Raw genomic sequence first — 22,684 nt, 5'->3', positions numbered from 1 at the left:
GAGCCCTTTTTTAAGAAATATTACCCCAATTTGGATGCTTCTTTACATATGAGATGAAGTGCCTTCTAAGATTATGGTGTTGAGGTAACTCTAAATTAGGATCTTGTTCCAAAACGGATATAGCTGCTTCCCTGGCGACTTTTAAGATTTTTCCGTCTTTGGCTAAATCAGCAATTGCAAAGTCTAAAATTCCACTTTGTTGTGTGCCCATAATGTTTCCCGGACCTCGAAGGTTAAGATCGGCTTCTGCTACTTCAAATCCATCATTGGTACGTACCATGGTTTCAATACGGGTTCGGGCTTCAGAAGAAAGTTTGTAGTCTGTGATCAAAATGCAATAAGACTGTTCGGCACCTCGACCTACACGACCTCGAAGTTGATGTAACTGTGCCAGCCCGAATTTCTCTGCACTTTCAATAATCATAACAGAGGCATTTGGGACATTAACACCTACTTCGATGACCGTGGTTGCCACCATGATATGCGTTTGACCATTCACAAAACGCTGCATTTCTAAATCTTTATCCGCAGGTTTCATTTTACCATGTACAATGGAAACCTGAAACTGTGGCGGAGGGAACTCTCTGGATATAGATTCAAATCCATCCATCAAATCCTTATATTGGAAATGTTCAGATTCTTCAATTAGTGGATATACAATATAAATCTGTCGTCCAATTTGAATTTGTTTTCGGATAAAACCAAAAATTCCCAAACGGTTTGCATCATATTTATGAATGGTTTGGATAGGTTTTCTACCCGGAGGCAATTCATCGATAATACTCACATCCAGGTCACCATAAAATGACATGGCCAATGTTCGAGGAATTGGAGTGGCCGACATAATAAGAATATGTGGAGGAACTTTGCTTTTAGCCCACATGCGCGATCTCTGAGCGACTCCAAAACGATGCTGTTCGTCAATAATGACTACCCCAAGATTTTTAAATTGAACCCGATCTTCTAGTAAAGCATGTGTGCCAATGATTACCTCGATCTCGCCATTTTTGAGCTGTTCGAGCATTGGTGTTCTGGCTTTTGCTTTAGTTGAGCCTGTAAGAAGTGTTGTTTTGATACCTACTTTGTCTAGCAATTCAGATACCCCTTCATAATGCTGTGTAGCCAAAATTTCTGTTGGAGCCATCAAAGCAGCTTGAAACCCATTGTCGATGGCCAATAAGATGGTAAGAACTGCTACGATGGTTTTACCACTTCCAACATCACCTTGTAATAGGCGATTCATCTGATCTCCACTTTTGACATCAGCACGAATTTCTTTTATAACTCTTTTCTGTGCACCAGTCAGATCGAAAGGGAGAACTTCATCATAGAATTTCTTGAAATATGGGCCAACTTGTCCAAATATAAAGCCTTTACGCTCGGATTTTCTGAAGTTTTTAAACCTTAAAATTTGAAGTTGCATAAAAAACAATTCTTCAAATTTTAATCGATATCTGGCGAGCTTTAAATATTCGGCATTACTTGGAAAATGAACTTCAAACAGGGCGCGATTCCTGGGGATTAAATTCCATTTTTTTGCCAAATCCGGAGTCAGATTTTCAGGAATGTTAACCTGGATTTGTTGTGTTAAAGTATAGACCAGTTTTTCAAGAGCTTTGGAATGGAGGTTTTTGTTTGACAGTTTTTCAGTTGTGTGATATATCGGTTGTAATGCACGTCCTTGTGTGACTTTTGCCGTACTGGCTAACTCGAGTTCAGGGTGCGCAATATTGTATTTTCCGTTGAATCGGGTAGGTTTCCCGAACAAAACAAATTCACTATCCGTATCTAGTTTAGGTTCAACCCATTTAATTCCTTTAAACCAAACCAGTTCAATACTTCCTGAAGCATCATAGAACTCAGCTGTTAATCTCATTTTTCTGGTCTGACCAATTTTTTTGATCTTGCGTAAACGTCCTTTGAATTGCATAAACGCCTGATCCTGATTTGCCGCACTTACCGGATGAAATTTTGATCGATCTACATAACGAAAAGGAAAATGAAATAGTAAATCCCCAAATGTGAAAATACCTAGTTCTTTATTTAATAATAAAGCGCGTTTAGGTCCGACACCTTTTAAGAATTCTATTTTGGTTTGAAGTGGATTCAAATGCTATTTCGTTTGAATCCAAAAGTAATGCGTTTTATGAAATAGATGAGATGTAAAACCAGTTAGGATTACCAGTTTTTGTCGCCACTGGCATTATTTTTAAAAGTGTTGTTTAAAAGGATAGGTTCTGTGGCAAACTGTTCTTTAAAAATGCCAAATTTATACGAGTTTTTAATTTCACAATTGGATATGGTTATTGGAGTTACAATAGAGCTGCCAATGTAAATGTTACCTCTATATTTCCCTCCATTTGTAACCACACAGTGATTTAATACAACTCCATCGGAATTTAGGTTTTCTATCGATAAACCATTCCAGTCTCGAGGAGAGTTTTGATCGGCTGCGTAACTTCCTCTAAAGATAATTGGGTTTTCAGGTGTTCCATTAGCAATTAAACCACCGGAACCGGAGTTTTGACCTACAGAAAAACCGGTAGGGCACTTGAGTTCGGTCCCTGGTTCCAGAATCATAGTACAAGGATTGCCAGAAACGCCCCAAATAGAAAAGTAATTATTGAGTACGTATGGAATGCCAGGATTAATCCAGTTATGCGAGCCTGCTTCATTCAAATTTTCTTGTACATTGATGACGGACTGAGGGTTGAATTTATTCCCCTCACCAATTGTTGAAACCGAATTAGCTCCAATAACCAAAGGAACACTCACGTTTAGCTCAAAGTTGTTATTGATAAAAGATGTAAATCTGGAAGATGGTCCAATAGCAATTCCGGAAGAATTAAATTTTGATATGGGACACATATATACCCCATTTCCGTTCCTAAAAGTGCATTCCTTTATTGTTATGTATTGACCTAAGCAAACAAGTGAACCGCCACCATAAATATTGGGGCTAAAGGTTCCTCCATAAGAAAAAGTATGATTGGCATGTTCGATTATACAATTTTCAAATACAGATTCGGTATAATACTCAAAAATCTGAATGCCTCCCCATTCATTATAATCTTGACGATTACCTGAAGAAGTGAAAATAATGTTTTTCTGATTCGTTCCGACTGCATGGATGGCACCATTACTATATTCTGGAATTTTGATCAGTACATCACGGTCGCACTTAATGATACATCCTGGTTCTATGGTAAGTGTTGCAGAATTTCTAATGTTGATGTTTGTGGTAATTTGATATACTTTGTTCCCCTTCCATGTGGTGTCTAAAACAATGTCTTCATCTATGATAACAACTTCAGGTAGTGGATGCCCAACCGGAGGCTCTTCTTTAATACAGGAAGAAATACATAGGGATATAAAAGCAAAAAGAACTAGAGTTTGTTTCATTTTAGATTATTTGTTACAAACATAGTTTTTTGTTTGACAAAAAATAAAAAGCAACAATTTCGGAGAATAGATTCAAAGATTACATTTGTGTACCACTAAATATTTTGAATGGAAATACTAAACTCGATATTGGTTTGGGCGATGAAGAAACGAATTCATCAAATCGACCTTTTTATTAAATACCCTGTTGAAGTACAAAATGATTGGTTTAACAAGCTAATTCAAACATCCCAAAATACGGAATGGGGAAAGAAATACGGTTATTCAGATATAAAATCAATTCAGGAATTTAAGAATCGAGTTCCAATTCAGGATTACAATAGTTTAAAACCTTTTATTGATCGTGCGAAGAACGGGGAACAAAATGTGTTATGGTCGGGTGAGACGAAATGGTTTGCAAAATCATCTGGAACAACCAATGATAAGAGTAAATTCATCCCGGTAACACCTGAAGCGCTTGAGACGTGTCATTATAAGGGTGGGAAGGATTTAATTTCCCTGTATATCAAATATAAACCTGACTCTAAAATGTTTACGGGTAGAGGCCTGGTACTGGGTGGAAGTAGTGAAATCAATAAGACGAATCCGGCTTCATATTCTGGTGACTTGTCTTCAATTATCATTGATAACTTACCTATTTGGGCTGAATTACATAGAACTCCATCCAAGAAGATTGCTTTAATGTCGGAGTGGGAGGAAAAACTTACAAAAATGGCGGAGCGCACCGCAGATCAGAATATCACCACGTTGGCAGGAGTGCCTTCCTGGACTTTGGTTTTATTGAATAAGGTGTTAGAGATTAAAGGCGCAAAAACCATTCGTGAAGTATGGCCAAACTTAGAAACCTATACGCATGGTGGTGTCAGTTTTGTGCCGTTTAAAAAGCAGTTTGATCAAATTTTTGATTTGCCGGGACTTAATTATATGGAGACTTATAGTGCGTCTGAAGGTTTTTTCGGGATTCAGGATTTATATGGTGAAAGTTTTGATGGTGGATTACTTTTAATGCTGGATTATGGCGTGTTTTACGAGTTTTTACCATTGGATAGACTTGATGATGAAAACCCGGAAACGCTTACCTTAGATGAGGTAGAGGTAGGAGTACATTATGCTTTGATTATTTCTACCAATGCGGGTTTATGGAGATATCAGATAGGAGATACGATTATGTTTACGCATCTGTATCCGTTTAGAATAAAAGTTACGGGTAGAACGAAGCAGTTTATGAATGTATTTGGGGAAGAACTGATGGTTGAAAATGCAGAACAGGCCATTAAAATTGCATGTGATCGGACTCAGGCTTCCATGACTGATTTTACGGCTTGCCCCATCTTTATGAAAGATAAAGATCGAGGCGGGCATGAATGGGCGATAGAGTTTTCAAAACCGCCTCAAAGTATGGAGCAGTTTAATGAAATTCTGGATACTGCGTTAAAGTCTTTAAATAGTGATTATGAGGCTAAGCGATATAAAGATTTTGTTTTGCAAGCACCAATTATACATAAATTGCCTGCGGGAACGTTTTATAACTGGATGAAAGGGAAAGGTAAACTCGGGGGGCAGAATAAAGTGCCGAGATTGTCGAATACTAGAAAATACATGGATGATATTTTGGCGTTTTAAAATATGCTTATGGATGCTTTTGCTGGCTAGTCAAACTAATGGTCAGGAGTCATATTTGGAATTGGAAAAAAAGGTTTCCATCCAGGCGGATTTTATAGAGTCTGATAATATTGGAAATATCTATTTAGTAAAAGGTGGGGAAATCAGAAAGTATACCGAGTCTGGTAATTTTGTGTTAAAAAATAGTGCATTGGCATTTGGGGAAATATCTTCATTAGATGCATCTAATGCATTAAAAATGATCACTTTTTTTAAGGATTTGTCTCAAATCATTTATATAGATAATCAGCTGTCAGAAAGAGGTGACCGGGTTTCATTGGATATGATTGGATATGTTCAGGGGACAGCAGTTTGCAGATCGTACAATGAGGGGATTTGGATTTTTGATCAAACCACCTTTGAGTTAACTCGATTAGATGAACAATTAGAACCTACTGCACAAAGTGGAAATCTATCTCAAATCTTGGGCTTTGTGCCAGAACCTAATTACATTCGAGAGTATAATAAGTGGCTATATGTAAATGATCCAAATGAAGGTGTTTTGGTCTTTGACTGGTATGGTAGTTACACTAAAAGAATTCCCGTAGTAGGATTGAAAAAAATGGTGCTGAGATCGGATAAAATGTTTTACGTATTAGAAAATAAATTATTTTCATATGATCTTAAAACCGCTGAAACTTCGGAAATGAAGTTGGAGCAAGCTGATATCATTGACTTTACTCTGCATGATGACAAATTGTTATTAATTACCCAAAATGAGTTGTTGATTTATAGAATAGTTGTGAAGTAAAATTTTAAATTTGGACACCTTTTAAATATTGAAATTAATAGAAATTAAGGATTATGCATATTGCGGTATCAGGAAATATTGGATCAGGAAAAACTACACTAACCAGATTGTTGTCAGATCATTATAAATGGGAGCCACACTTTGAGGATGTAGATGAAAATCCATATCTAAACGATTTTTACAATGATATGCAGCGTTGGTCTTTCAACCTTCAGGTGTATTTCCTGACGAGTAGATTTTCTCAAATTTTAAAAGTTAGAGAAAGCGGCAAAGATTTTATTCAAGATCGTACGATCTATGAAGATGCATATATTTTTGCTCCGAACTTGCATTCAATGGGTTTAATGACAACCAGAGATTTCGAGAATTTCTTTTCTATGTTTAACCTAATCGGTTCTTTCGTGCAACCACCAGATTTATTAATCTATTTACGTGCTTCAGTTCCTACTTTGGTAAGACAAATCCAGTCTCGTGGTAGAGATTATGAAGAATCTATTCGTTTGGATTATTTAAAAAGTTTGAATGAAAGATACGAATCCTGGATTAATTCCTATACCCGTGGTAAATTATTGATCATTGATGTGGATGACAATAATTTCAAGGAAGACAAGGAAGATTTAGGTCTAATCATCCACAAGATTGACACTGAATTACACGGCTTGTTTTAGTATCCGTTTTTTTGGTTCGGATCAGCCTGGTAATTTATGGCTTTCGGACATTCTTTCTGTCCCAATCTAAATAACATTAAACGTACTCCTACAATTACGCTTTGGTAAGATTGACTGAAATAATCTAACTGAGAAAAGTTCTTTTGGGAAGGTGTAAGATTAAACACTGGAATTTCAATATATGGGATAAGTGCCTTGTCATTATCAATCATAAAGCCCCACGCCAATTTATAGTGTAATTGAATAATAAACTTGTCGGGTGCAATTTGTTGATTGATACCATCTCCTGACAAATTCTGAGCGAATCTATAATCTAAGTTAATTCCAATCGAGTTTTGAATAAAATTGTAATCGTTTATGCTGATTACATTATTCAAATTGAGATTCGCACTGGCATAATGTGCAACAGCATTGTTTGAAAAGGATTGATTTGCAGAAGAATTCGTCACATTTAAGTCTTGCCCTTCATGGTTCCATAGCATCTTGTACCCGGCTGTATAGTCAATGTATTTAATGATCTTATGACCTTTTTTAAGACTGAGATATCTTCCAACAGATAAGGCGACACCCGGACGAATAGCTGAAGAAAAAGAAAATGTAGAATCTCCAGAAACTAATGATGATGGATCTGCGAAACCCTTCGTTCCGGTTACACCTCCTTCAAATAACCATCCGGTAGGTCTAAAATCAAAAGGGTTTGGATAAGCCTCATAGTAGTTCTTTTGTTTTTTCTGAATTTTATATGCTTTTCTCTGACTCCATGCTGGAGCAGAAAAGAATAAAAAGCTTAAAAATATGAGGCTTATTCGAATCATTATTTAATGGCGTTTAAGATAGCTTCTTCAATTTCCACAGAATCCCAAATCTCATCAATGTTTTCTGTTTTCATGATTTCTTTCATGATTGCATCTTGTCGTTTCCCTACTTCTAACGCTTCAGAATATGGAATATTGCTGAATGTTACCTGAGAGTATAAAGGCATCCATTTATCGGGGTGATTTGCGGAGAATTTCGCTTCAATTTTTTTCTGTAATAAGAACATTGGGTCACCTACAAAGTCGCGCATGACATGGTAATTGTGAATTGATAAATCCTGAACAGCGTCACCATTAGGCTTGCGAGAGATTTGATACTCTTTAAAAATAGCATCCCAATCTTTGCCATGCTTTTGCATCAATTCCCACATAATGCTACAATCTTCAAAACCAGCATTCATTCCCTGGCCATAGAATGGAACGGTAGCATGTGCTGCGTCTCCCATTAAAGCAACTTTTCCAGCTGTCCAAGGATAACAACGAACTATGGCTAAAGAAGAAAGAGGATGATCTTCCCAGGCATCCGCAATATTTGGCATCATTTCGTAAAAGTCAGGGAATGTGGATTTAAAGAATTGATCTACAGATTCCTTACTGTTTAGTTTGTCAAACGCGTTTTCATCGTTTTCATGAGGCATAAACAAAGTACATGTAAAAGACCCATCTTCATTAGCTAACGCAATCAGCATGAAACGTCCGCGAGGCCAAATATGAAGCGCATTCTTGTCTAGCTTATAAGAACCATCTTCATTGGCAGGTAATAGAATTTCTCGATATCCATCTTCTACATATTTCTGTGAGAAGTCAAATCGATCTAGTTTTTGTAAAGCATTATATCTTACTGCTGAAAAAGCGCCATCACATGCGAAAATTAAATCAGCCTGATCGGTAGATGTTTCACCAGTTTCAGTATTTTTTAAATAGATAACTCCATTTTCAACATCTACATTAGTACATTGCATGTTGTAATGGATTTTTGCATTTCCATGAGATTCAGCTAAATCCATCATCTTAGCATTGGCTCCACCTCTCGAGATGGAGTAAATGGCTTGCCCTTCTTTACCATACGGTTGATAAGTTAAATTACCATTTAAATCATGCATGATTCTGCCAGTCATTGGAATAGCCATTTTTCTTACTTCATCTCCGATACCCACAGCATCAAGAGCTTTCCAACCTCTGGTAGAAAGAGCAAGGTTAATAGATTTTCCCGCAGAAATATCAGCGCGTCTAATATCTGGTCTACGTTCATAAATGGTAACGTTATATCCTGCTTTAGATAAATATACAGCCCATAATGACCCGACTAATCCTGCGCCAACAATTACTACTTTTTCCATGCTTTAATTCTTTATTTAGTCCCGTTTAATTCTTTATTTATCTTCCATTTTTCGTTTAAAAAATCGACCCCCTTTTGGAGGTTTTACTGATTTTTTGATCCCCAAACGCATAATCACTATACCCACAAGTAATGCACCAAACACCCAAAACAGATGTTTGAATTCTCTCATTGCAGATGGGAGGAGTTCTTCCATTGGTTTATGCTTTTAGCCCATTTTGAAGAATTGTACCAAATCGATACACATCTTCATAGTTATTATATAAAGGTACTGGTGCGATTCTAATCACGTTAGGTTCTCGCCAGTCTGCTATAACTCCTTCATTAGTGAGGTGGTCAAAAAGTTCTTTGCCCTTTCCATGAGATAGAATGGATAATTGGGCTCCTCTTTCTTCAGGAACTGAAGGGGTAATGATTTCAAATGACGTATTTGGATCATCGTTTGAAACCTGTTGAATCACATATTCCAGATAAGCGGTTAAATGGATGCTTTTGGCTCTTAAGTTTTCGATTCCGGCTTCCATAAATATATCCAGAGAAGCTTTGTGAACAGCCATTGCCAAAACTGGAGCATTACTTAATTGCCATGATTCTGCCGTTTGAATTGGTTCAAATTCAGGCTCCATTAAAAATCTACGTTCTTTATTATGTCCCCACCATCCGGCAAATCTTGGAAGATCAGGATTCTTACAGTGTTTTTCATGTACAAAAATACCGGAAATACTTCCTGGCCCGGAATTCATGTATTTATATGAACACCATGCAGCAAAATCAACCTCCCACTCATGCAGCTGCATAGGAATATTTCCTGCAGCATGTGCCAAATCCCATCCAACGATTGCTCCGGTTTCATGACCTGCTTTGGTAATTTGAGGAATGTCAAAATATTGCCCCGTATAATAATTGACTCCACCAATCATAACCAATGCCAGTTCAGAGCCCGTGTCCTGAATGGTTTGAATAATATCTTCAGTTCTTAATGTATGCTCACCTTCACGAGGGAATAATTGAATAATAGCATCTTCAGGTTTTAAACCATGATGCTTTACCTGGCTTTGAAGTGCATACTGATCAGAAGGAAATGCTTTGCCTTCACAAATAATTTTATATCGATCTTTTGTTGGGCGATAAAACGAAACCATCAGTAAATGAAGGTTTGAAGTAAGGCCATTCATGGCAGCCACTTCTTCAGGTTTAGCCCCCATTAAATTGGCTAAAGGCTCAGCAAACATTTCATGATAGCTTACCCACGGGTTTTTAGCTTGAAAGTGGCCCTCAACACCATATTTTTTCCAATCATTGACTTCTTGTTCAAGAGCGGATAGAGCGGTTTTGGGAGCTAACCCCAATGAGTTACCGGTAAAGTATACCGTGTCTTGATTGTTATGTTGTGGAAAGTGGAATTTCTGACGAAAATCTTTAAGTGGATCTAGTTCATCTTGTTTTTTAGCATATGCTAAAGAAAATTCAAAATCGCTCATTTAATTGTAATTCTATATGAGCGTCAAATGTAAGGTTTTGAATGGTTATTTGATAATATGAAACAGGAGATTGACAAATGCTAATATAAAAAAATTACATTTGCACGGTGGAAGGATTTGAACGCTTGCAACCACAGTAAAAAATGCTAAATTGTAAGCCGCACGACCCTTTCGTCTAAATAAAGTCAAAAAACAAAATTGGATACTTTCTTATTGACGTAATATTCTTAGAATTGACATGAAGAAAGTATTTTAAATTAATTATATAATTATATATGTCTTACCTTTTTACATCAGAATCAGTTTCTGAAGGTCATCCGGATAAAGTAGCGGATCAAATTAGTGATGCTTTGTTAGATCACTTTTTAGCATTTGATAAAAACTCTAAGGTAGCTTGTGAAACATTAGTGACCACCGGGCAGGTAGTAGCAGCAGGAGAAGTGAAAACTGATGCTTATGTTGATGTGCAACAAATCGCAAGAGAAACAATTAATAAAATCGGATATACAAAAAGCGAATACAAGTTTGATGGAAATTCTTGTGGAGTGCTCACTGCCATTCACGGACAATCTAACGATATCAACCAGGGAGTTGATAGAGGTGGTGTGGAAGAGCAAGGTGCAGGTGATCAGGGGATGATGTTTGGATATGCCACTGACGAAACAGAAAACTACATGCCATTAGCGTTGGATTTATCACACTTGCTTCTAAGAGAGCTAGCTGTTATTCGTAGAGAAGAATCTGAAATCAAATACTTAAGACCGGATGCCAAGTCGCAGGTGACAATTGAGTATGATGAGAACCATAATCCGATTAGAATAGATTCTATTGTTATTTCAACTCAACATGATGAGTTTATAGTTGACGAAGGAAATCCAAAGTTGGCTGAGCAACAAATGCAAGAAAAGATTTATAATGATATTGTAAATGTTTTGATTCCACGTGTAAAGTCGAAGTTGCCGGAACATATTCAAAGTCTGTTTACAACAGATATTAAATATCATATTAATCCAACCGGGAAATTTGTGATTGGAGGTCCTCATGGAGATACCGGATTGACAGGTCGAAAAATTATTGTGGATACCTATGGTGGAAAAGGTGCACATGGAGGTGGGGCTTTTTCAGGAAAGGACCCGAGTAAAGTGGATCGTTCAGCTGCATACGCCACAAGATGGATCGCCAAGAATTTGGTAGCCGCAGGAGTAGCTAAGCAGGTGTTGGTTCAGGTTTCTTATGCAATTGGTGTTGTTGAGCCTACAGGTATTAACGTAAATACATATGGTTCTGCAAAAAATGGATTGACTGATATTCGTATTGCTGAGATTGTTAAGGAAGTGTTTGATTTAAGACCAGGAATTATTGAAAGAGATTTAAAATTAAGAAATCCGATATATTCTGAAACTGCAGCTTATGGACATATGGGAAGAAAGAATGAAACGGTTGTAAAAGAGTTTAAAACTCTGGACGGAGGAAGTAAGAAAGAAGAAGTGGAGTTGTTTACCTGGGAAAAGTTGAATAAAGTAGATGCGATTAAAGCGTTAATGAACTAAGTAGTTTAAAATATAGAGATTGAAGCCTCTAACTTGATAAAAGTTAGGGGCTTTTTTGTTTTAAATAGAGCTGATTGTTCCATTTTTTAGAAAGGTTGGGTACTCAAAAGTTATGAAAAAGTTAATTTTTTTTAACATCATTAAAATTGCTGTAGCCCTTATGTTTTATGATAAAAGTCATAAAAATAAATTTGTTTCGTATTGAATTGGAATTAAAAAATACGCTTCTGTTTTTCAGTTAAAGTATTTATAAATTATTTTAGTACCCTTAAAATCAATAAAATTATCAACTTTTAACAGCTTAGTGTATGAGAAAAATTTTACTTCGTAAAAAGAATTTTTTAACGATAGCTGCCATGTTAACCCTGTTTTTCGTGAGTGCAACGATTACAGTGAACGGGCAGTTTGTCAATTCTACGGTTCCACCGTTAAATGGTGGAAATGGATCAGGAGGTAGTACGTTCAACCTGACCGTTACTGCACCAATTATCGTTACTGAAATTGGTCAGGCTTTCCAAAGTAGTACGCAACCGTACGAGATTTGGTATAGCACAACGCCTATTAGTGGACCACCTACAATTTCAGCAGCAAATGGTTGGACGATGATTCAATCTGGTACTGTGACAGGTCAATCAATAGGTTTAACACCTGTAGTTTCAAGTTTGACATTAAATACGCCATTAGTATTGGGTCCTGGAACTTATGGGTTTTACGTTGGAGGAGCGTCTTCATCGGTAGTATATACGACTTACAACTCGTCTAATCAAAGTACTTTTACAGATGCGTTTACAACTATTGAAACAGGTCCTGGTGTTGGATATGGAGGTTCAATTCCAAATCCTACATTTAGTACAAGACAATTTAATGGTAGTGTAACTTATGTGCCAGCAAGTACTTCGCCAGATAACGTTAGTTTATCTTCAATTGAAACTCCGGGAGTTTATTGTGCCGGTGGTTTTGATTCTATTAGCGTGAAAGTGTCTAACTTCGGAACAAATCAGGTAGACAGCTTTATGGTTGTTTGGGATGTGAACAGTGTTATGGATTCAGCATGGTTTATTGCACCATTAGATACTTTTGGAGGTACTGGTGCAACGGATACAATAGTTACCTTGGATACTTTAACTATGCCTGCTGGAGCAACGAACATTACTGTTTGGACAAAATGGCCAAATGGGGTTCAGGATACGGATACCAGTAATGATACTGCGTCTGGAGTATTTGAACCTGCATTAAATGGTACATATACTATTGGTACAGGTGGAGATTATACCACTTTTACAGATGCGGTTAACGCTATGGATGCATATGGGCTATGTGGTCCAACAGTATTTGAGGTATTAAGTAATACTTATGTAGAGCAAATTGAATTAGGTTCTTACACAGGTATGTCCAGTACAAATAATGTAACATTTAGATCTCAGGCTGGAGATGCGGATAGCGTAATTTTATCGTACGCAGCAACCGGATCAGCTGATAATTATGTGGTAAACTTTAATGGTGCTTCTTATTTTACGTTTGAAGATATTACCATGGAAAACCTTGGGTCAACTTATTTGCGCGTATTGACTACACCAACTTCTGGAGGTAGCCATGATAATACCATTAACAACTGTATTATTAAAGCAAGTACAACAACTTCGACTTCTACATTAAGAAGTTTGACGTATATCTATGGTGCGGATAATGATAACTGGACAATTACCAATAACCAGTTTATTAATGGTAGTTATGGAATTTACTTCTATGGTAACTTCTCAAATTATAACAAGAATACTGTTATTGCTAACAATGAGTGTATCGATCAACGTTATAGAGGTATTCACTTCTACTATCAAGAAGATGCGATATTTGATAATAACTATGTAGCTTCTACTTCTACCTATACTAGTGGGTACGCAATGTACTTGAGTGGACATAGTAGAACTCAGATTACAAATAATCACATTGACGGTACAAATGTTTGGCCAAGATATGGTATGTATATGATCAACCTTACAGGTGATCTAAATACATTTATGCCTGTAGTGAATAATAGAGTGGTTATGCCAAGACCGAATGCGTCAAGAGGTGTATACGCGTCTAACTGGTTATTTGTAGAGTTTGCGCATAACTCAGTTTATATGAACAGTACTTCAAACTTCAGTCCAGCGTTGTATTTCACTGGTGGTAGTTTTAACTCTGTTAAGAATAATATCCTGATCAATGGAGGAACAGGATCGGCTATGTATATTTCAGGTTCTGGTGTATATGAAATGGATTATAATAATTTAAGTGCCCCTAATGGTGGTGTGATTGGTTATAATGGTTCTGCTCAAGCGACATTGACTGATTGGGTTGCGGCAACAGGTTTTGATTCAAATTCTGTGAATGTAAATAATGTAATGAGTGATACAGCTACTTTTAAGGTGTGTAATGATTCTCTTTACGGAGTAGGTATGTATATGCCTGCATACTCAATGGATTTTGAAGGAGATATGCGACAAGATCCTCCATGTATTGGTGCAGATGAATTCATGCCAATCTCTGAGTTCGGATTTAATGATAATCCTGTATTATGTGATGGTGATACTTTAACATTACAACAAGATTATTTTGATACTGTAGTATGGAATACAACAGATACTTCAAACACTTATGATATTACCGCTCCTGGTACACAACAAGTTGCGGTATATGATCAATGTGGATCTGATACTTCTGTATTCGATGTACTGGCGCAACAAGTAGCAGTAGTTGGAGATACTAACTTATGTGAAGGAACTTCTGCAACATTAAATACTGGAATTTCTGGTGGTACTTATATGTGGAGTAATGACTTAAACTCTGATACATCTACAGATTCAGTTGTAGTAGTGGATACTGCGATGACTGTTTATGTTGAAGTAGTGGATATGCATGGATGTAGTTCTATGGATACAGCTATTGTGACTCAAAGTTTTGATGTGGTACTAGATGATTCAGCAAGTTTCTGTGAAGGAGCTAATGTGGTATTAGATGCAAACATGCAAGGGACTTACTTATGGAGTGATGGTTCAACAAACCAAACTTTATCAGTAACATCTCCTGGGTCTTATTCAGTAACTGTAACAGATCAAAACTGTGTAAGTTCAGCGTCTACGAATGTAACTGAGATTTTAGATGCAGTAGCTGCATTCTCTGATTCATCTTCATTCTATACTGTAGCGTTTACAAATACGTCTCAAAACGGAACTTCATACTTATGGGATTTCGGTGATGGAACAACTTCTACAGATGAAAATCCAGTTCATGTATACCCATGGACCAATGAAGATAGTATTTGTTATGTGGTGACATTAACTGTAACAAATAGCTGTGGATCTCACACTTATACAAACGATTGTGTAAGAGTGGGTGTGATGGTAAGCGTATCTGAAGTGGAGCTAGCATCATTAATCTCTGTGTATCCGAATCCAAATGCTGGAATCTTTACAGTAAATGTAAAATCTGATGAGGCTAAAGATATGTCAGTACAAGTACTTGATATCAGAGGTGCTCAGGTATTTGTACAGTCTTACGGAAAAGTAAATGGTGAAGTAAACAGAACCATTAACTTGGAAGGAGCAGCACAAGGAATCTATTTTGTTAAAGTAACCTTAGATGGTGAAACAGCAGTTTATAGAGTGTCTGTGAAATAAACCAAATCAATATACTAAATTGGTAGGAGCCGTGGTGACAATTGTTGCCATGGCTCTTTTTTTTGAAGCAAAAAAAACTTTGTGTAAGTAGTTATATCGGATATATTTGGGGGCTTATTTAGTGAACACAAATATAAATTATGAGTAAAAATTATCCGATTAAAAGCCTCATGCTGGGGGTGTTAACAGCGTGTGGACTTTCCGTTTCTGCTCAGTATACAGAAACATTTGATAACACAACTATGCCTGTGGGGTGGTCAAATACTTCATCTACAGGTAGTACAAGTACCAATGCATTGTGGAAATTTGATGGCGATCCGGATTACGCGATGAGTGGTACATCTGATCATACTGGAAATGGTGGTTCTTATGCCTGGGTTGACGGTTCTACTCCTAACAATCTGACTTCAATTTTAGAAACCGATAACGTGAATATGACTGGTGTTGTGAATCCTGAATTACGTTTTTGGTTAAAAAGTGATATTACAGGATACAATACCACTTTTAATACATTTAGTGTAGATGTATTTGACGGAGCTACCTGGCATACCGGAGCATTTACATTTGCTAATAATACGGCTAATCAAGATTGGGAACAATTCTCTGTTTCTTTATCAGCATACACTTTTAGTGGACCTGCTAAATTTCGTTTTAATGTAGATCAAACAGGAGGGACACCTTACTGGAATGATATCGCTTTAGATGACGTTGAGATTTTTTCTGATTTAGTGAATAATGCAGGTTTAACAGCAGTGTTAAATCCAGAACTTCCAGGTTGTACTTTAGACTCTGTGGTTACAGTAGAGTTGAAAAATTATGGATCGGGAAACCTGACTTCTGCTCAAATCAACTGGTCAATTAATGGTAATCTCCAAATGCCTTATTCCTGGACGGGATCTTTGGCGACAAGCGATTTAGATACTGTTACTGTAGGTACAAATTCAAATATTGCTTTTGGTGATATTATTGATGTATGGACCTCTATGCCAAATGGTATTATGGATTCGGCTGCGTACAATGATTCTACACAATTGGAGTATATTCAAGGTTACAGTGGTGTAATGACTATTGATCCTTCTGGAGCAGGTGATTTCGTTTCATTTACAGATGCGATTAATAATATTGATATCTACGGTGTATGTGGTAGTTTGATTGTTGAGGCAGTAAACGGAACTTATGTAGAACAGTTAAATCTTTCTACTTTTCCAGGTATGTCTTCTATGAATACTTTAACCTTCCGTTCTCAGTCTGGAAATGCGGATAGTGTGATTATTTCATATTCAGCTACTGGAAGTGCAGATAACTATATTTTGAACTTTGATGAAGCTTCATATATTACGATTGCCAATATGACGCTTCAAAATTTAGGAGCAGATTATTCAAGAGTAGTAACCACTCCAACTTCGGGTGGAAATACAAATATTACTATTGATGGATGTAAGTGGGTAGGTATGCCTTCAACATCAACATGGGATTCTGATGAATATGTTTCATACATCTATGGTCCAGGTAATGATAATTGGACGATTGTAAATAATACGATTATGAATGGTAACTACGGTTTGTATCTTTATGGAAACTTTAGTGCTAATGGTAAAAACAATATAGTTGAAAATAATGAATTCATGGATCAGTATTATAGATCTGCGTATTTCTATTATCAAGAAGACGGTATGTTTACAGGAAATCATGCAACTTCAAATACAACTTATAACTCTGGTTATTCATTCTATATTGGGCAGACTCTAAGAACTGAAATCTCTAACAACCATATTGAAGGAAACGCAAATTGGCCGAGATATGGATTGTATTTAACATCTGTAACTGGTGACTTAAATACATTTTTGCCTGTTTATAATAACCGAATTATAATGCCAAAATCAAGCGGTTATTATGGAATATATGCATCAAGTTGTTTGTTTGTGGAAGTAGCTCATAATTCGGTTTACATGAATAGTAGTTCAACTTCTTATGGAGCTTTATACTTTACGGGTGGTAGTTTTAACACTGTAAAAAATAATATTTTCATCAATGGAGGTTCTGGAGCTGCAGTTTACATGTCGGGATCTGGAATCTATGAAATGGATTATAATAACTTAAGTGCGCCAAACGGAGGTAATATTGGTTATAACGGTTCTAATCAAGCTACCTTAACTGATTGGGTTGCTGCAACACAATTAGATTCAAATTCTGTGAACGTAAATAATGTAATGAGCGATACTGCTTCATTTAAAGTATGTAATGATTCGTTATGGAATGTGGGTACAGCAATGCCAATGTATGCTGTAGACTATGAGGGAGATGTGAGGCAAGATCCTCCATGTATTGGAGCAGATGAGTTTATGCCAATTTCTCAATTTGGATTTACAAATAGTCCGGTTTTATGTAGTGGAGATACATTAACTCTGGTACAGGATTATTTTGATACTGTAGTATGGAATACAACAGATACTTCAAACACTTATGATATTACCGCTCCTGGTACGCAACAAGTGGCTGTATATGATTTATGTGGATCAGATACATCTGTGTTCACAGTAATGCCACAGCAGGTAGCCACTGTAGGAGATACGAACTTATGTGAGGGAACTTCTGCCACATTAAACACTGGAATTTCTGGTGGTACATATATGTGGAGTAATGACCTAAACGCTGATACATCTACCGATTCAGTTGTTGTTGTAGATACTGCCATGACTGTTTATGTTGAAGTAGTGGATATGCATGGGTGTAGTTCTATGGATACAGCTGTAGTGACGCAAAGTATGGATGTTGTGTTAGATGATTCGGCAAGTTTCTGTGAGGGAGCTAATGTGGTATTAGATGCAAACATGCAAGGAACTTACTTATGGAGTGATGGTTCAACAAACCAAACTTTATCAGTAACCTCTCCAGGATCTTATTCAGTAACTGTAACAGATCAAAACTGTGTAAGTTCAGCTTCATCTTATGTGTCAGAAATATTAGATGCTGTAGCCTCTTTCTCTGATTCATCTTCATTCTATACTGTAGTGTTTACTAACGCATCTCAGAACGGAACATCTTACTTATGGGAATTCGGTGATGGAACAACATCAACAGAGGAGAATCCAACGCATATTTATCCATGGACTAATGAAGATAGTATTTGTTATGTGGTAAAATTAACTGTAACAAATAGCTGTGGATCTCATACTTATACCAATGATTGTGTAAGAGTAGGTCAGTTGGTAAGTGTGTCTGAAGTGGAGTTAGCATCATTAATCTCTGTATATCCAAATCCAAATGCTGGAATTTTTACAGTAAATGTAAAATCTGATGAGGCTAAGGAAATGTCAGTACAAGTACTTGATATCAGAGGTGCTCAGGTATTTGTACAGTCTTACGGAAAAGTAAATGGTGAAGTAAACAGAACCATTAACTTGGAAGGAGCAGCACAAGGAATCTATTTTGTTAAAGTAACCTTAGATGGTGAAACTGCAGTGTACAGAGTTTCTGTGAAATAGGTTTAAATAAATAATTCATTTATGAAAGCCCCGATAGTTTACACTATCGGGGCTTTTTCTTTTTTATGTGAAATAAAAAAGTTGGAATAAATACTCTTAAAGAATATATTTGGGTCATTAGTTAACTATTTAATATTATATATCGATTATGAGGAAAAATTATCTTTTTAATTGGGTGATAGTAATGATAGCATTCTTGGGGCTGTCATTGCAAGAATTATCAGCCCAAAACTATCTGTATGTCGGTACTGCGACTACAGCAACCACTACTTACCAAACAATGCCAACCCCATTTGGAACATATTATGAGGATGGTAGAACGTCATATCTGATTTTAGCATCTGAATTGCAAGCTTTGGGAGCTTCTGGAAGTGTATTAGGTTTAGCGTTCGATGTCTCACAACCGGACGCTGCAACAATGAATGGGTTTAATATTAAGATCGGTCATACTACAGCAACATCTCTTTCTGGTTTTGTTTCAGGTTTGACGAATGTGTATTCTGGTAGCCATGTGGCGACTTCTGGATGGAATAACTTTACATTTACTGCTCCATTTGCATGGGATGGTGTGTCAAATGTTGTTGTAGAAGTTTGTTTTGATAACGGAGCGTGGTTTGATAACAGCTTCGTTAGATATACAGCCACTTCATTCAATTCTGTGTATGGTAGATATGATGATGGAAATTCCGGATGTTCAATGACTAACGGTAATACATCAACTGGAGCTCAGCAAACGTATAGACCAAATATGCGTTTAGAGTTTACTCCACCATTGGCAAATGATGCTGCTACTGGCGCATTAATTAATCCATCATTTCCTACTTGTGCAATGGATTCTAACGTGCAAGTTGAATTGATTAATTATGGAACTTCAAATTTAACTTCTGCAACAGTGAACTGGTCTGTTAACGGAAATATTCAGCCAGCTAACGCATGGACAGGAAACTTAGCATCTTTTGATAAGGATACTTTAACCCTTGGTGTGGTTACTGGTGGTTTAAATGATGGAGATAATATTGTGGTATGGTCTTCAATGCCAAATGGAGTATTAGACAGTAATAACATTAATGATACATTAGCTGTTATGGTACATACTTCATTGTCCGGAACATATACCATTGATGCGTCTGGTGCGGGTGATTATGTGAGTTTTGCAGCAGCGATTAGTGATATGATTGATTTCGGTATTTGTGCAGCAACTGTTTTCGAAGTAGCGAATGGTACTTATGTTGAACAAATAAACCTTACAACTTATGATGGAATGTCCATGGCAAATAATGTGACATTTAGATCTCAATCCGGAGATGCCAGTATGGTAACTTTGTCGTATTCAGCTACTGGATCTTCTGATAATTATGTGGTTAATTTTAACGGTGCGTCTTATTTTAATATTGAAAATATTACAATGCAAAATTTAGGTGCTGGTTATTCAAGAGTTGTTACGGCTGTAAATAATTCTAGTACAGATATCAAAATTGACGGTTGTGTGTGGAAAGGAGTACCTTCTACATCATCTTGGGATGATGAGCAAGCTGTTTCGTATATTGATGGTCCTGGAAAAGATAATTGGACGATTACAAATAATACAATTATCGATGGTAACTATGGTTTATATTTAGATGGAGATTTCAATACCAACGGAATGAATAACGTGGTTAGGAATAATACATTTATTGATCAATATTATACTGGTGCATATATCTATTATCAAATGGATGGAGAATTTATTGGTAATGAAGTAACGTCAACTTCTACGCTTTCTTTTTCATATGGATTCTATTTTGTAGAAAATACCAGATTCGAGGTAAGTAATAACCATGTTAAAGGGAACGCAACCTGGCCAGATCAAGGGATATATTTTTCTGGTATGACTGGTGATTTGAATACGTTCTTACCTATAACGAATAACCGTGTGGTAATGAAGAAATCAAATGCGGATTATGGAATTAGGTCATATAATAGTCTATTTGTGGAGTTGGCGCATAATTCAGTTTATATGAATAGTTCTTCAGGTACTGACGCTGCATTGGAATTTGATGATGGAAGTTTCAACAAAGTGAAAAACAATATCTTCATTAACGGAGGTACTGGTTCTGCAATTTATGTAGCTGGATCAGGTGTATATGAAATGGATAATAACAATTTAAGTACTCCAAATGGAGGGGATGTAGGTTATACTTCAGGTACAGGTTATACTACTTTATCCGATTGGATTGCAGCTACTGGATTTGATTCGAATTCAGTAAATGTAAACGATGTGATCAGCGATACCGCAACATTTAAAGTATGTAATGATTCATTATATGGTGTTGGAACATATTTAGCTACTTATATGGTGGATTATGAAGGCGATATGCGTCAAGATCCTCCATGTATTGGTGCGGATGAGTTTATGCCAATCTCTGAGTTCGGATTTAATGATAGTCCTGTATTATGTGATGGTGATACATTAACTCTGGTACAGGATTATTTTGATACTGTGGTATGGAATACTACAGATACAACAAATACCTATGATATTACTGCTCCAGGTTCTCAACAAGTAGCGGTATATGATTTATGTGGGTCTGATACCTCAGTATTCACGGTAATGCCACAACAAGTTGCAGTAGTAGGAGATACCAATTTATGTGAAGGAACTACGGCTACATTAAACACTGGAATTTCTGGTGGTACTTATATGTGGAGTAATGACTTAAATTCTGATACGTCTACAGATTCAGTTGTAGTTGTTGATACAGCAATGACCGTATATGTTGAGGTAGTGGATATGCATGGATGTAGTTCTATGGATACAGCTATTGTAACTCAAAGTATGGATGTAGTATTGGATGATTCGGCTACCTTCTGTGAAGGTGCGAATGTGGTATTAGATGCAAACATGCAAGGGACGTACTTATGGAGTGATGGTTCAACAAACCAAACTTTATCAGTAACCTCTCCTGGATCTTATTCAGTAACTGTAACAGATCAAAACTGTGTAAGTTCAGCTTCTACATTTGTGACAGAAATCTTGGATGCGGTGGCATCATTTAATAGTTCTTCATCATATTTAGCTGTTCAATTTACAAATACATCTCAAAATGGTACATCTTACCTATGGGATTTCGGTGATGGAACAACGTCTACAGAAGAAAATCCAACTCATATTTACCCATGGACAAATCAAGATAGTATTTGTAAAGTGGTAACATTAACCGTGACGAATAGTTGTGGTTCTCATACTTATACTGATGATTGTGTAAGAATAGGAGTTATGGTTGGTGTTTCTGAGGTAGAGTTAGCTTCATTAATTTCAGTATATCCAAATCCTAACGAAGGAGTATTTACAGTAAATGTAAAATCTGATGAGGCTAAGGATATGGCAATAGAGGTGCTGGATATCAGAGGTGCTCAAGTGTTTGTGCAGTCTTACGGAAAAGTTAATGGTGAAGTAAACAGAACTGTTAACCTGGAAGGAGTAGCACAAGGAATCTATTTTGTTAAAGTAACCTTAGATGGTGAAACAGCAGTTTATAGAATTTCAGTGAACTAGTCACTGGTTTCCAAAATAATTGTAAGAGCCCGGGGGATTCATCCTTCGGGCTTTTTTGTTTAATAACTTTTGGTAAGATGACCTTATGGATGGTTTATTCTAAAATTGATGGATTTGCCTTGAAACGAGAAGTGTTTTTGCATACACTTTATAACCCATCAAGAATGAAATCCAAACAAATACTTAATGTGATAAGAACGAATCGTTGAAAAAGGTTGAGAAAGAGGTGGGATATGTATTTGACTCAACCTTATTTTAACTATACACGAGCATTAAAGTGTTGTTTTTAAGGTGTTTGTGATTTGCTGTTGCTTTGCTTCGCTCATTGTGGAGAAAT

The 22,684-nt window shown here is 36.6% G+C and carries 13 protein-coding genes; 7 read left to right on the top strand and 6 right to left on the bottom strand.

Annotated elements, in window-relative coordinates; all coding sequences use genetic code 11:
- Window positions 1–10: 10 nt before the first annotated feature.
- Both recG and KFE94_04840 read right to left on the bottom strand, forming a co-directional pair.
- On the bottom strand, window positions 11–2,110 hold the full coding sequence (gene recG / locus KFE94_04845) for an ATP-dependent DNA helicase RecG (protein ID UTW67443.1): 2,100 nt from the start codon (window positions 2,108–2,110) through the stop codon (window positions 11–13).
- Between the two features lie 68 nt (window positions 2,111–2,178).
- The gene (locus tag KFE94_04840; GenBank protein UTW67442.1) at window positions 2,179–3,402 is read right to left on the bottom strand and encodes a hypothetical protein; all 1,224 of its coding nucleotides are present in this window, start codon (window positions 3,400–3,402) and stop codon (window positions 2,179–2,181) included.
- Window positions 3,403–3,510: 108 nt separating this feature from the next.
- Here KFE94_04840 and KFE94_04835 point away from each other — a divergent pair, with 108 nt between their 5' ends.
- Genes KFE94_04835 through KFE94_04825 form a run of 3 tightly spaced genes read left to right on the top strand, consistent with a single transcriptional unit; the run spans window position 3,511 to window position 6,483 of the window.
- Window positions 3,511–5,025, top strand: coding sequence for a GH3 auxin-responsive promoter family protein (locus KFE94_04835; protein UTW67441.1), 1,515 nt, complete (start codon window positions 3,511–3,513; stop codon window positions 5,023–5,025).
- 13 nt (window positions 5,026–5,038) lie between these two features.
- Window positions 5,039–5,815, top strand: a complete 777-nt coding sequence (locus tag KFE94_04830) for a hypothetical protein (GenBank protein UTW67440.1) — start codon at window positions 5,039–5,041, stop codon at window positions 5,813–5,815.
- A gap of 53 nt (window positions 5,816–5,868) precedes the next feature.
- Window positions 5,869–6,483: a deoxynucleoside kinase gene (locus KFE94_04825; protein UTW67439.1), complete on the top strand. Its 615-nt coding sequence runs from the start codon at window positions 5,869–5,871 to the stop codon at window positions 6,481–6,483.
- On the opposite strand, the gene KFE94_04820 is transcribed toward KFE94_04825, so the two are convergent.
- From KFE94_04820 to kynU, 4 genes are read right to left on the bottom strand one after another with little or no spacing between them, the layout of a single operon-like run.
- Window positions 6,480–7,298 carry a hypothetical protein gene (locus KFE94_04820; GenBank protein ID UTW67438.1) on the bottom strand — a complete coding sequence of 273 codons (819 nt, stop codon included), beginning with the start codon at window positions 7,296–7,298 and terminating at the stop codon, window positions 6,480–6,482. The genes KFE94_04825 and KFE94_04820 overlap by 4 nt on opposite strands.
- Entirely contained in the window at window positions 7,298–8,638 is a 1,341-nt protein-coding gene (locus KFE94_04815) for an FAD-dependent monooxygenase (protein ID UTW67437.1), read from the bottom strand. Before KFE94_04815 ends, KFE94_04820 begins: the two co-directional genes overlap by 1 nt.
- Before the next feature lie 33 nt (window positions 8,639–8,671).
- Window positions 8,672–8,833, bottom strand: a complete 162-nt coding sequence (locus KFE94_04810; GenBank protein ID UTW67436.1) for a hypothetical protein — start codon at window positions 8,831–8,833, stop codon at window positions 8,672–8,674.
- Window positions 8,834–8,837: 4 nt separating this feature from the next.
- Window positions 8,838–10,118 (bottom strand): kynureninase, encoded by a 1,281-nt coding sequence (gene kynU / locus KFE94_04805; protein UTW67435.1) that lies wholly within the window; start codon window positions 10,116–10,118, stop codon window positions 8,838–8,840.
- Between the two features lie 275 nt (window positions 10,119–10,393).
- On the opposite strand from kynU, the gene metK reads away from it, so the two are divergent.
- The 4 genes from metK (at window position 10,394) to KFE94_04785 (ending at window position 22,347) form a co-directional block, all read left to right on the top strand.
- Window positions 10,394–11,668, top strand: a complete 1,275-nt coding sequence (gene metK / locus KFE94_04800) for a methionine adenosyltransferase (protein UTW67434.1) — start codon at window positions 10,394–10,396, stop codon at window positions 11,666–11,668.
- 308 nt (window positions 11,669–11,976) lie between these two features.
- Window positions 11,977–15,327, top strand: coding sequence for a T9SS type A sorting domain-containing protein (locus KFE94_04795; GenBank protein ID UTW67433.1), 3,351 nt, complete (start codon window positions 11,977–11,979; stop codon window positions 15,325–15,327).
- A gap of 140 nt (window positions 15,328–15,467) precedes the next feature.
- The gene (locus tag KFE94_04790; GenBank protein ID UTW67432.1) at window positions 15,468–18,812 is read left to right on the top strand and encodes a right-handed parallel beta-helix repeat-containing protein; all 3,345 of its coding nucleotides are present in this window, start codon (window positions 15,468–15,470) and stop codon (window positions 18,810–18,812) included.
- Window positions 18,813–18,996: 184 nt separating this feature from the next.
- Window positions 18,997–22,347 carry a T9SS type A sorting domain-containing protein gene (locus KFE94_04785; GenBank protein UTW67431.1) on the top strand — a complete coding sequence of 1,117 codons (3,351 nt, stop codon included), beginning with the start codon at window positions 18,997–18,999 and terminating at the stop codon, window positions 22,345–22,347.
- Window positions 22,348–22,684 lie beyond the last annotated feature (337 nt).

The sequence above is a fragment of the bacterium SCSIO 12643 genome (assembly GCA_024398135.1).
GTDB lineage: Bacteria > Bacteroidota > Bacteroidia > Flavobacteriales_G > Salibacteraceae > CAJXZP01.
Note: the sequence above shows the minus strand (reverse complement) of the source record. Positions and strands in the feature narration are given on the sequence as shown.